We start from the raw sequence: 13,621 nt of genomic DNA on the forward strand, positions 1-13,621 counted from the left end.
TGGCACGTAGAATATCAGCGGTGCTTTTTACTTTGATCCAGCCATTGTCCTCGATCATTTGATTATGGAGCTTGAGGGAAGTTCTTGTGAGTTCCACAGGGGTACGGGTACCCCCAACCGAAGCCCCGGCTGCAGTGACGCCACCTTCAATATAAAGAGCAGGCCCCTTGCCAAAAGTCGCTTTATCTACCCTGCCCGACATTGGATCAATACCCCAGGTGAGGAGGGGACAGCAGCCGTCAAGCACAATCATCTTGTCGTGAATAGTTCGATCTTCATTCATTTCTTTTTCATTTTTACTAGAGCAGGAAAGTAAAGGTCCTGATGCTGCAGCAAGACTAGCAGAACCAGCTAGTGCAATAAATTTTCTCCTTTCCATACATACATCCTTACTTGATAGTGTTTTTATAAATCTTACCGTCTTTCATTATAAACCCAATGTTATTGGCATCCATAAGTAATTTGATGTCTTTGGTAGGGTCTCCTTTTATAATGATCATATCTGCAAAAGCGCCTTCTTTGATCACCCCAAGTTCAGCACCTGGATATGGATTCTTAAGGCCCGATAAAGCCAGAACTTTGGCATTGTTGCCTGTTATTTGTTGGAGTTGCTCTGTAGGTGTAAAGAACTCATCACGATAGGCGAATTCCTGAACAAATGCATTGAATGGAGCACTGCCAAAAAATACGTCAGTTCCCCAAAGTATCGTAAGCTTATACTTCTTTGCCAGTGCAATGGCATCTCGCGTGCCCTCTGCAACAATCTTTAATTTGGCCTGCTGAATGGGGTCTTGAAACATTGGATTCCCTGCAGTAGGCTGTAATGGTAAAAACAACTGTGGCGAATAAAAAACACCAAGTTCAGCCATTCGCTTTACAGTACTTTCTTCAAGAACAAGACCATGTTCTATGGATTTTACGCCTGCATCCAGTGCGGCTTCCACACTATTATTCATCTGCGAATGTGTCATCACATACGTTCCGTATCTTGTTGCTTCTTCAACGGCAGCCTTAATTTCTTCTGGCGTATACTGTGCCGCTTGAAGCGGATCGGTAAAGCTCGTTACTCCACCTCCGGTATGGAGTTTAACCTGTGATGCTCCGCGAAATAACTGGTCACGAACAGCACGGCGTACCTCATCAGTACCATCAGCAATTAAAGTATGCTTCCACTTGTTTACCACTCCACCATTATCTACACCATCATAATAGGGATGACCATCTACATGTGATCTAAAATCTCCATGTCCGGATGTTTGTCCTATGGCTGCGCCACTTGGGTAAATCCTGGGTCCGGAAATTATGTCCAGATCTATGGCACGTTTTACACCAAAAACGTTTCCGCCTGCATCACGAATGGTAGTAAAACCGTGCATGAGATAGTCATTTGCACGTCTTGCTGCATTGATACCCTGCTCAAACTCATCCTGATTTAATAATTTAGGCAAATCAGATGCGAACATCACGTGTCCGTGTCCTTCGATCATGCCTGGCATTAAGGTGTTCCCTCCCCCATCAATAATGGTTACATTATCGGTTTGCGCTACCATTAGAGGTTCTGCGGATATTTGTTTGATTAAGTTTCCTTCCACCAAAACATCGGCTTTAATAAGCTTATCTGATGTGCCATCAAACACTTGTACATTCGTAAAAAGTGTAATCTTTTTGGGTTTTTCTTGTGCGAATAGCATCAAGTTGAACTGGCATAGAATTAATACCAGTAGTTGCTTTTTTAAATTCATAACTTATTTATTTCGTGATAATTACTAATTAATTTCATCTAATTTGGAGTTCTTTAGATCCTAAGGAAAGGGATTAATCTTTGCGTTTTACTGATTCAATCGCAACTGGATTACTTAACTTTTGACCTTTTACAAAAGGGCCTTCGTCGGATGTTTCCCTTATTTGCTGAATGGCCCGCACTACATCCATACCTTTCACCACGCGTCCAAAAGCGGCAAAGCCTTGCATATCAGCATTACGACTACCCCCAAAATCCATACTGGGCTGATCTCCGATTATTATAAAAAAGGCGGCAGCGGTAGCAGTACCCACTTCTCGACGGGCTAGCGAGAGGCTTCCGTCGAGGTGTTTAATGCCTGTTTGTTGCGTGGATTCATGAGCAATGAATTCGGTCGGAGGCGACTCTGTTAGTAATCCACCTTGTATGGCTTCAATAATTGGCGAACCGGCATCATTGTCAGGACGGATTACCCTGTAAAATGCCGCTCCTTTGAATAACCCGCGATCCACGTAGTCCAAAAAATCCCCTGCAGATAAGGGGGCTCGTTGAGGATATACCACAACTTCAATATCTCCAAGAGATGTGCTCAGAATTACAGCAACTGACTGCTCTCCTGTGCTGTCTTCTAAAGTTTGAAATGTTTCTCCCATAGTATAAATAGTTTATTGATAAATGTTTTTTGAATAGTTATTCGATTGATTCTAAAAATCCTTCAATGTTTTGAGTTTGAAGCCAATCATGATATTTACTATGCCTGCAATTGCAAAACCGATCCCCATCCAAGTGGTGATTGTGAGCATACCAACCAGTGCATTATTGGTAATGAAATAGCCAATTACTATTGAGATCAGGCCGCTCACCATACCGAATCCCCAAAGGGAGTTGGCCTCTTTTCTGCTTTGAAATGCTTCAGCTAGTGACATGATGCCGGATACGATAATCCAAAAACCAACCACGAAAGGAAGAGAAGCTGCTGTTAATGCAGGATTGGAAAGGAGGACAAAACCAAATAAAATATCAATGAGACCTCCTGCCAATCCCCATCCCCAGTTAGGAATCGTATTTCTGAGTGAAAATGAAGCCCCAGCCTTTACTATTCCGGTGACCAGTAAGCTAATTCCTACATAGAGTGCAACTCCAACCAAAGCCTCGACGGGATGTCGAAATACAAAAAATGCGAGAAGTACAAGGATAATTCCTCTTAATAAGGTGAGCCACCATAGTTTTTGTAAAGCTTTCATTTTTTAGTTTGAGTTTTATTATTGTTTGGATTTGACCGCCGATATATATTGAGATTGAATTCTTTTGTTAACGAACTATAAGTCAGTTTCTAAAATGCGTACTGATAGTATTTCGTGGCGAATGTCATTTAAAGCATTAAGAAGCCCTAAAAGAGCAGATTGGTCTGGAAAGCAACCGATAAGATTAATTTCATCTTTTCCAGGTTGCTTTTGAATTTGCATATCACCGGCTATGGCTAAAAGAGCTGAGGTGGCCTTACCCGAAATCCTAATCTGATAGACAGAGGATTCATTGGGTATAATTTTCCTAAAATCAATTATTTCGTCCCTTATCATTTAGCCAAGCTACGAAGGGAGAATCTTACTATTCCTACGACTTAAGTCGCAAAAAAGTAGGGTTATGGTCTTTATTCGACTAGATGACTGGTACTTATTTGGTTTAAAGCACGGATATTGGCGGATAATTGGCCTGTTTGATTCTTATGTTTAAGGCCTTAAAGGAAAAATGGGTCCTGATCATAGAACATAAGTAACTTGAATGATTCTAATAAACACTTCATGCTGTATTTGGAGCAAAAATTCAACACTCTAATGGTTACAACTCATTTGATCCTACTAAAAAAATGGGGGGTTGCTATCATTTTAATCTTTAGTTTTTTCTTCAACTTAAAAGAGACTAAAGCACAACAATTTAATACGGACAACTATCTCACCATGTCTCATGGAACCACGACGGTAACGATGACCGCAGGAGGAAGAAATTCCGGGGCGATATTGTCTTTTGCCTTGATTCCTAATTGGGAGTTTTTTGTACAAACTTCCTTGTTTTGGGAAAACGAAAAAGAGTTAGTGCCACAGCATTTCAATTTACAGGGTTATGCCAAATACATGTTTTGGGTAAACAAAGAAAATGATGGTGGTGGGGCTGTTTTTTTGGGATTTGGTAGGTCTCCAGGATATTGGGATGAAACTGAGTTTTTACAATCCCATAGAAGCATTTGGACGGCTGTCCCTATTACTTTTGTTTTATTTAATAAAACCATTTCGTGGGATCTTATGCCAGGAGCACTATTAGATTGGAGCAATACCGATATTAATGAGGCTGCATTAGGATTTACTTATTCTACCCGAATTGCAGTTTACAAGATAATTCCCAAATCAGCTATCGTAGGAGAAGTATATGGGACAGCTGGCTCTGCTTATTCTAAACCAGAGTACAAAATTGGATTTCGTTGGGAACCGAATAACACGATAGTACCAGCCATAAGCTACGGCAGGGCTTTTGATGGATCCTCTGGTGCTCGATTAGAGATTGGAGTCACAATTTTCACACCTCAGTATTTAAAAAAGCCAGTGAACTAAGACTGGGTTAATTCAAAATCCTTATCTAAGTCAAATCAATAGATTTAGAAAAAATTAATGGCAAGACTCCAAACTTAATATACTGAATGTGTATTCATTACATATTCCGTATTGTGCTAAGCATTGAAGTACGACTGGTGACATTTAGCTTTTTAAAAATATTTGTCAAGTGACTTTTCACGGTTACGATAGAGATATTAAGTTGATCGGCTATCTCTTTATTTCTGAGTCCATCAGAAATAAGCTTTACAATCTCTTGTTCTCTTATGGTTAATTCTTGAAAAATCAATTTTTCTGGATTTCTCACAGCTGTGGATTTGCTGAGGCCTAATCGAGCAAGTGTATGGAAAGAATCACTTGAAGATCTAATGAGATTAAATAATTCTGGTAAAACTTGATATACTTCAACTATCGGCCTTGATATTTGATCTCTATCAGCATATAATAAGGCTTTTTCCAGTGACTTTTCTGCAGACACAAAATTACCTAAGCGATATTCTGCTATTGCTTTCAAAAGTGATATATCGACAGTGTGGTAGTTGTTATAAATTTCATTTAGGGATGATTCAAGAGTTTTAAGTACCTCCATTGCTTCCTTTACCAATTGAATGGATCCGTGAGTGACAATGATTCGAAGTTTTGTTAGTTCAGGAACGTCTATTAAAAATAAATAATTACCCGTCTGTACTTTCGCCCAATCGTTCAATGCCCAGTCTAACTTCTTTTCCCCTTTGCCATTATGCCATAGAACCCTTGCTCTAATGGAATCGGAGTAATCTTGAAACTTCGGGTTATTTAGGTTCGAGGCCAATTGACTCATTTGTTCTAGAAATGAATTAGTTGCCTCCATATTTCTTTTTAAAGAACTAAATAGAGCCAATCCACTTAGGGCATCAAAATAAACCCTGAAATGTAACCTGCCCTCCAAATCCAATATTTGTTTAAACGCCCGTTCGCATTCATCCTGTAGGTAAGATTGAAAAGCAAAGTTCCCAAAAAAATACTGACACCATCCTTCTGAAAAATTAAAATCGGTATCCTGAACAAGAAAATGCAACTTTTTTACTTGATTAATTGCTGATTCAAAATTTCCTGAGAGTAAGTGAACAATTACTTTACCGTGAATGGCACGAGTATGCATTATTGAAGAATGATCAAATTCTTTTTGAATATTCTCAAGTACCCTCAAGGAAACATCAGAATTACCGAGCATCTGTCTACTTGTGGCTAATATTAATTCCCTTCTGGCGCCAAACAAACCACTTTCGTCTTGATATAAAGCTTTTGACCTTTCTAGACATTCTTCTGCTTTTTTAGGATCTGGGCTGACATAGGTCAGATAGTAGCCTAAATGAAACAGATATCGCGAAACATTTTCTGGGTCAGAATTTTCAATCCCAATAGATTCTAACAAGTTCAGGATCGAAGAAAAATCATCAAGATTCCATGTTTCTTCACATATAAGTAATTCTGTAAGTAAGAGATCAATATGGGTATTACGGATTTGCCGTGGTATGCTTTTTATCCAGCGTTGTAAAATCCACCATTGTCCTTTTTCCAGAAAGACTCCCCTATGGGTCTTTATCAGATTGCAGGCTAAAGTGTAGTTATTAGCTTTGATCGAATAATTCATCGCATCATCAACAAGGCCATTATCTGAATACCATTCACTTATTTCATTATAAAGTGTATTGGCTAAAGCTGGTTCACTCTTTATTAACTGCCTTTTTAAAATATCGCCAATTAAATGATGGAATCTGAATTTTCCGTGCGAATCTCTGATAGGGATTAAGAAAAAGTTCAATTCGACAAGTTTGGAAAGGAAAGTCTCAGCCGAACAGGAATCGGGAAAAGCAATCCTACAAATAGCACTGATCAGCTCTTTGTCAAATTGATCAAAAAGCGCACAAAGTTGCATTAACCTAAAAAAATTCGGGTCAATGTTTTCACTAATATGAAACATCAAGCGATCAAGATCATTGGCTAATATTTCATTTTCATTGTTTTCATAAAAAGGATCCGAAAAGGATTTTACCAATAAAAACATCCGAATCGCTAAAATCCATCCCTCCGTATTTTCTAAAAGCGAGTTAATCTCCGAATCCTTGATTCTAATGTCATCAGCAGTAGATAATAGCTGATGAATCTCAGATTTTTCAAATCTTAGATCACGCATACGGAGCTCCAACATTTTATTATATAATCTCAGTGCTCTCAACTGAAATGGAGGGTCCCAGCGGGTGATTATAACCAACTGTAAATTGCTTAAATTCTCATTGATCAATGCTTTTACCAATTGGTGGATTTCTGGATTTTTAATCAAGTGATAATCATCCAGCACCAACCTGAAATTTTTCTGAAGTTGGTTTACAGAATTGATGATTCTGTTTATAAGGGCATCCCAGGAAAGGAAATGAAGTTCTTGTTTATTTTTAAAAATGTTTTGAATCTTCTTAGAACCCTCAATTTTCTCTAAAATATCAATCAAATAGGTAATGAAAACAGAAGTACTATTCATGCTTTCATCCAAAGAAAGCCAGGAAAAATCTTTTTGGTAGTAGTTGAGCCATTGACTTACCAACACACTCTTCCCATAACCTGCCGGAGCAGATATAAGGATCAGAGGCATTAGACTATTTTCTTCCAACTTTTCAACCAGATCAGTTCTGTGTAAAAGATCTTTAGATAAAGTAGGACTATTTAGTTTAGTGCTAAGCATGAATCAATTGAAAAAAAGGTGTTCCCAAATTGGGATATTATTGCAATGAAGATAAAACTTTTGCACAAAAAAAAAGTGGCAGAAACAAGGATTAATGGAGTTATTCAAAGTTTAATGGAATAAATGGGGTCCAAAAGGGAAAACTTTTTAGAAAGAATCTCAATAATTCTTTCTAAAAGAGTAACTACCACATGTTATCATTTATTACTTGAATTGATTGGGAGCAAACGCTCTTTGCTCAACAAGCAATATTCAAGATTCGCCACTTTTATTTTTGTTCTTAATCCATTACCAAATCTTTATCCTTTCCTCAGGTGCTTTATAATTAGCATCACCCGCTTGAATCCCATAAGCAGTATAAAACGGCTCAAAATTCATCAAAGGTCCATTGACCCTCCACATGGCCGGGGAATGGGAATTGGTATTCACGTAAGTTTGCATGTATTCATCCCGAGTTTTCACTCTCCAGATTCTGGCGATAGAATAACAGAATCTTTGGTCTGGAGTAAATCCGTCAATTTGGGTTGTATCCTGACCTTGTTGGGTAAGTTTGAAAGCATCGTAGGCAATATAAATTCCACCGTTGTCTGCAGTATTTTCTCCGATAGTCATTGCACCTTTTACATGCACAGAATCCAAAACCGTAAAGGTGTCATACCGATCGATCAGCAATTGAGTTTTTGCTTTAAACTTCTCATAATCTGCTTTGGTCCACCAATTCTTTAGATTTCCATCTTTATCAAATTGAGCTCCCTGATCATCAAAAGCATGGGTTAATTCGTGGCCAATCACCATCCCGATTCCTCCATAATTGATGGCATCATCTGCATTGGGGTCGAAATAAGGATATTGGAGAATCCCTGCGGGAAAGACAATTTCATTTAAGGACGGATTGTAATACGCCGTCACCGTACTAGGAGTAGTCCCCCACTCTGTTTTATCCGGTGCTTTTCCGAATTTATTGAATTGGTATTGGGCATCATCTTTTCTTAGAGCCAATACATTTTCAAAGTACTTTTCCCGATCAATGCTTACCGGATATTCTCTCCATTTATCAGGGTAGCCGATTTTCTTGGTGATTGAATACAATTTTTCCTTAGCCTGAGTCTTCGTGCTGTCGCTCATCCAGTCCAGGTTATTGATCCGTTGCTCAAAGGCTTTCTGAAGATTATTCACCAAGTCCAGAACTTTTTGCTTGGCATTTTCATCGAAATATCTCTTCACATACAATTGTCCCAAGTCAAAACCCAATTGCCGATCTACCTGCTGCACCATTTCCTGAGCTCTGGTAAGTTGCTTGGATTGTCCAGAAACTACCTTGGAATACTCAAAAGCTGCTTTTTGGAAAGGAGAACTCAAATAATTGGAATATTCACTCAAAGCATGCGCTTTGAGATAGGTTTTCCAATCGGCTAAAGGAACAGGTTTCAACATCGAATTCAGTCGATCGTAATAGGCGGGTTGTCTGATATCCAAGGAATCAGTTTTAAGTCCTAAACCTTGAAAAAGCTCATTCCAGGCTATATTTCCATGTTTTTGATCCAAAACAGCCACTGCCACCTTGTGGTAATTTTCTTTAACTACCCTGCGCTCAATTCTGGTTTTGTGAGATTCCGCCAGTTGCTTTTCAATTGTGTAAACCTTCTCGGCATTTTTCTGAGATTCCTCGGCCGAATTGCCAGTTAATTCAAATAATGTCGAAATGTATTTTTGATAGGCTTTTTGAATTCCCAAAGTGGAAGAATCCGACTTGAAATAGTAATCCCGGTCAGGAAGTCCTATGCCAGTTTGACTCAAGTGGATGATGTTGATCGTACTGTTTTCGTCATCCGGAGAAATTCTCAACCCAATGATAGACTGATTGGAATGTTTCAATTCTGAAACAATAAACTTCTCTAGATCACCAAGGCTTGAAATCTGGTCAATTTGATCCAAAATGGGTTGAATCGGCTCAAATCCTCGAGCATTGATCGCAGTAGTATCCATGCCAGAAGCATAAAAATCTCCTACTTTTTGTTCTATTGAGCCTTTTGGATGAGATCCAGCAGAAATCTCTTCGAGAATGCTTTCAAGAAGTTTTTTCTGGGGAATATTCAAAAAGGAATAAGACCCTACCCCCACTTGATCCGCGTCGATTTCGGCTGAATTATACCACTTTCCATTGACGTGCATGAAGAAATTGTCCCCTGGTCTGATGGTAGAATCGATTCCTTCCAAGTCAATAAAAACTCGGGGTTCAGGATCAGGAGAGGTTGGAGAAGCACAAGCCCAAATCAGGGCTAAAGGAATCAAAAAGAGCTTTTTCATAGCTGGAAATGGTTTTTGGGAATTTAAGAGAAAAAATTAAGACAGAAAATCCGTTCCTATAATGAGGTGAGTAATTCTGGATAATTCTTAATTGGCAATTCCTAAAACCTTAGCTAATACATTTCAGTAGAAAGCGATAATGAAATACCCGATCCTATTCTTCATTTTTATTTGGTCCACTGCACTGAAGGCCCAGTCAGTCATTGTCAATCCTGATGGTACCCATTCAGTAATCCACGATCATGGTAATACCCAGGTAATTGTCAATCCAAATGGAACGCATTCGATTTTATTAGGTACCGGAAATATAAAAACCTTGGTCAATCCTGACGGAACCCACAGTCAACTGATTGATCATGGGGCTACAAAAATTTTGGTTAACCCAAATGGAAACCATTCCATTCTTACTGGAATAATCTCAGGGCCCACACCAACAACCATTCTATCAGTTGTTTCACAGGCTAGTTTTAGAAATAAAGAGAATTCAAACTCAAAGTCTTTACCATCTCAGAGAGCTAATCCCCAATGGCTAAAAATAGGAAAGAACAGGTATTTACTCTTGCCAGATGGCCGATTGATTCCATTATCGAAGAAAGAAAAAAAACCTGGTAGATGATTGAGTAAAATAGCTTTGAAATGCTCAATTATTGCTTTAAAAAAGATTTGTAGTAGTAATGTGAAAGAATTGATGTATTCCATTTTTTTCTATTGTCGGGTTGGCTTCCTAATTTCATTTATCCAAAATTCTATCGGAATTCGAGAAAATTTTGTAATTACCTGACTAAACTTTAAAAATCAATCGTGTCAAAAATTAAAGAACCCAAGCTTCTTGAAGTATTTATTGGAGAAGAAAAATTTTTAAAAATTTCCGACGTAGACGAGATGTCTGCATTTTTTATGAGTATCATCAGTCCTTCCAACCATTGGCTGTTCGTCGGTAGCAATGGTGGCATTAGTGCCGGAAGAAAAGACCCTGAAAACGCACTTTTTCCTTACTACACAGATGATAAAATTATTGAATCTTCAGAAATCACGGGGTCCAAAACTATTTTAAGAATTCAAAAGGAGTCTGAAACTTTCGTCTGGGAACCATTTTCAATTCATTTCGCAAATCAGTATAAACTGAGAAGAAACCTTTACAAAAACATTTACGGAAACAAGATCCTATTTGAGGAGGAAAATCTTGACTTGCAACTCAGTTTTCAGTACCAATGGTCTACCAGCGAGCAATTTGGTTTTGTCAAAACTAGCCGGATAAGTAACCTTTCAGGAAATTCAATCCATCTTTCTTTTTTGGATGGGATCCAAAATATCATGCCTCAAGGGGTGGGAAGTGCTCTTCAGAATATGAGAAGCAACTTGGTTGATGCCTATAAAAGAAATGAACTGGATCGGGATAGCGGCATAGGGATTTTTGCATTGAGTGCCATCATTGTGGACAAAGCAGAGCCCAGTGAGGCGCTTAAAGCGAACATCGCTTGGTCACTTGGCTTGCAAAATCCAACCCGTCTCCTCTCCTCTTCCCAGTTGGACGCTTTCCGAAAAGGAGAAAATCCAAAAGAGGAAACCGATATAAAAGCCAAAAAAGGAGCCTATTTCGTATCCTCTGAAATTGATTTGCCAGTAGGAGAAAGCAAGGAGTGGATGATCTTGGCGGATATCAATCAAAATGTTTCCCAAATCAGAGCATTGGCACATGCTATCAAAAGTGATCCTCAGCTTATGCTCCATGTCCAACAGGACATCGAGAAAGGGACACAGGAATTGATCAAATTGAATGCGGCAGCTGATGCACTGCAACTTACTGCGGATTTCCTCAAGGACACCCGTCATTTCGCCAATTCGATGTTTAACATCATGCGTGGAGGAATCTTTGACAGCAACTATCAAATTGAAAAGGCGGATTTGAGGGCCAATATCCTTAATGCCAACCGGGAAATTTTCTCCAAACATTCAAAAACCTTAGATTCTCTTCCCGAGCAATTCTACTTATCTACTTTAAAAGAACTCGTCCAAACTTCCGATGACTCTACCTTTAAGAGAATTTGCCTGGAGTACTTGCCTTTAAAATTCAGCAGAAGACATGGGGATCCAAGTCGACCTTGGAATCAATTTTCAATCAATACCAAAAATGAGGCAGACGGATCAAAAGTCTTGGATTATGCAGGTAACTGGAGAGACATCTTCCAAAATTGGGAAGCCTTGGCACTCTCCTACCCTGAGTTCATTGAAGGGATGATATTAAAGTTCTTAAATGCTTCAACATTTGATGGTTATAATCCTTACCGAATCACCAAAAATGGAGTTGATTGGGAAAGAATTGAGGCAGATGATCCTTGGTCATATATCGGATATTGGGGAGACCATCAGATCATTTACTTACTGAAATTCCTTGAGTTCACGGAGAGTTATGCTCCGGGAAGACTTGCATCCTATTTCAATGAGGATCTATTTGTTTATGCTAATGTCCCCTACAAAATCAAACCTTATGAGGATATTCTGAAAAGCCCTAAGGATACAATAGATTTTGACCACTCTTTAGACCAAGCTATCCAGAAAAGATGGACTAAGCTGGGTTCGGATGCGGCATTACTTCAGAACCAAAGCGGAGCTATTCACCAGGTTAATTTTTTGGAGAAGGTTTTGGCATCGGTTCTTGCCAAAATTTCCAATTTCATTCCTGAAGGAGGAATCTGGATGAATACTCAAAGACCGGAATGGAATGATGCCAACAATGCCTTGGTAGGCAATGGGGTATCCATGGTTACCCTCTATTATTTGAGACGATTCTTGGTCTTTTTCACTGAAAACCTCCTAAAAAATCCAGGCCAAGAGGCAAATTTATCTGTAGAATTAGTGGAATTTTTCCAAGGAACTCATGAGGCTCTTCAATCCCACCAACATTTACTTTCCGGAAAATTTACCGACAAAGACAGAAAAACAGTACTGGATTCTTTAGGCCAAGCGGCAAGTCAATATCGGTCAAAAATCTACCAGGATTCTTTTAGCAGTGAGCGAAAAAGCCTTTCCGTTCAGGAATTGATTGAATTCTTCAAACTAGCCCAAAGCTATTTGGAACACACCATCGATGCCAATAAACGTGAGGATAATCTCTATCATGCCTATAATCTAATGACAGTAGAAAATGAAGCGGAAGTATCCATCTCCTATCTCAGTGAAATGCTCGAAGGTCAGGTGGCCGTGTTGAGTTCTGGTTATTTGAGTTCGGAAGAAGCATTGCAGACCTTGGATGCATTGCGTTGCAGTAAGTTATATCGGGAAGATCAAAATAGCTATCTCCTTTATCCCAACAAAGAATTACCAGGGTTTTTGGAGAAAAATAACATTCCTGAGCTCGATGTCGCCAATTCGCCCCTATTGTCCAAATTAGTACTAAAAGGAGATAAAAGAATAATAGAGCAGGATGTGGATGGACAGTATCATTTCAATGGGAACTTTAAAAATTCCACGGACTTAGCTAAAGCCTTAGTGGAATTAGATCCAAATACCTACCCATTGTCGGAGAAAGATAAAAAAGAGGCTCTTCAGGTATTTGAAAAAGTATTCAACCATAAGGCATTTACTGGTCGCTCAGGGACTTTTTACGGATATGAAGGTTTGGGATCGATTTATTGGCACATGGTCTCCAAACTTCAGCTAGCTGTATGGGAATGCTCCGAAAAGGCTGCAAGAGAGAAAGCTCCAGACAAGATCTTAAATAAACTCATTGAGCATTACTACGAAATATGTGAAGGAATCGGGGTTCATAAAAGCCCTAAAGTCTATGGGGCTTTCCCAACTGATCCTTACTCCCACACTCCTTCAGGAAAAGGTGCTCAGCAACCAGGAATGACAGGTCAAGTCAAGGAGGATATTATCTCTAGATTTGGAGAGTTAGGTCTAGTCATCCAAGACAGTAAGCTTTTCTTTTTTCCTTTCATGTTGAAAAGATCTGAGTTTTTGACCAAGAGCCAAGTGTTTGGCTATATAGATGTAAATGGGCAAAAGAATGAATTAAAGGTCTTTGAAAATTCGCTATGCTTCACCTTTTGTCAAGTTCCGGTTATTTATGAATTATCTGATAAGAATGGAATAGAAGTATTTTATGAAGGGGGAATCAAAACTGTTCAGGAAGGATCATTGGTGCTAGATTCTGAAACAAGTAAAAAAATCTTTAACCGTACAGGAGAAGTCAAGAAGCTGTTGGTTCATCTCAGCAAGGATACGGTAAAATAAGAAGCCCATTCG

Annotated in this window: 9 protein-coding genes; 3 read left to right on the forward strand and 6 right to left on the reverse strand. The window is 39.0% G+C overall.

The window, feature by feature from the left end; genetic code table 11:
• From DFQ04_RS18295 to DFQ04_RS04185, 4 genes are all read right to left on the reverse strand, one after another.
• A partial coding sequence (locus DFQ04_RS18295; RefSeq protein ID WP_166637248.1) for a hypothetical protein occupies positions 1-379 on the reverse strand: 379 nt, incomplete at its 3' end.
• Positions 380-389: 10 nt separating this feature from the next.
• On the reverse strand, positions 390-1,742 hold the full coding sequence (locus DFQ04_RS04175; RefSeq protein WP_133552975.1) for a metal-dependent hydrolase family protein: 1,353 nt from the start codon (positions 1,740-1,742) through the stop codon (positions 390-392).
• Between the two features lie 73 nt (positions 1,743-1,815).
• Positions 1,816-2,394, reverse strand: coding sequence for a peptidylprolyl isomerase (locus DFQ04_RS04180; protein WP_133552977.1), 579 nt, complete (start codon positions 2,392-2,394; stop codon positions 1,816-1,818).
• A 51-nt stretch (positions 2,395-2,445) separates the two neighbouring features.
• A complete protein-coding gene (locus DFQ04_RS04185) occupies positions 2,446-2,985 on the reverse strand; it encodes an HdeD family acid-resistance protein (protein ID WP_133552979.1) in 540 nt (179 codons plus the stop codon).
• Positions 2,986-3,519: 534 nt separating this feature from the next.
• Here DFQ04_RS04185 and DFQ04_RS04195 point away from each other — a divergent pair.
• Entirely contained in the window at positions 3,520-4,347 is an 828-nt protein-coding gene (locus tag DFQ04_RS04195) for a hypothetical protein (RefSeq protein WP_133552983.1), read from the forward strand.
• 97 nt (positions 4,348-4,444) lie between these two features.
• Here the strand turns inward: DFQ04_RS04195 and DFQ04_RS18475 are convergent, their stop codons facing one another.
• Together DFQ04_RS18475 and DFQ04_RS04205 are read right to left on the reverse strand one after the other, a co-directional pair.
• Positions 4,445-7,066: a LuxR C-terminal-related transcriptional regulator gene (locus DFQ04_RS18475; RefSeq protein ID WP_133552985.1), complete on the reverse strand. Its 2,622-nt coding sequence runs from the start codon at positions 7,064-7,066 to the stop codon at positions 4,445-4,447.
• Positions 7,067-7,354: 288 nt separating this feature from the next.
• Positions 7,355-9,373, reverse strand: coding sequence for a M13 family metallopeptidase (locus DFQ04_RS04205; RefSeq protein WP_133552988.1), 2,019 nt, complete (start codon positions 9,371-9,373; stop codon positions 7,355-7,357).
• Positions 9,374-9,512: 139 nt separating this feature from the next.
• On the opposite strand from DFQ04_RS04205, the gene DFQ04_RS04210 reads away from it, so the two are divergent.
• Both DFQ04_RS04210 and DFQ04_RS04215 read left to right on the forward strand, forming a co-directional pair.
• On the forward strand, positions 9,513-9,989 hold the full coding sequence (locus tag DFQ04_RS04210; RefSeq protein ID WP_133552990.1) for a hypothetical protein: 477 nt from the start codon (positions 9,513-9,515) through the stop codon (positions 9,987-9,989).
• Positions 9,990-10,174: 185 nt separating this feature from the next.
• Positions 10,175-13,609 (forward strand): hypothetical protein, encoded by a 3,435-nt coding sequence (locus DFQ04_RS04215; RefSeq protein WP_243739629.1) that lies wholly within the window; start codon positions 10,175-10,177, stop codon positions 13,607-13,609.
• Positions 13,610-13,621: the final 12 nt, after the last annotated feature.

The sequence above is a fragment of the Algoriphagus boseongensis genome (assembly GCF_004362805.1).
Classification (GTDB): Bacteria; Bacteroidota; Bacteroidia; order Cytophagales; family Cyclobacteriaceae; genus Algoriphagus; species Algoriphagus boseongensis.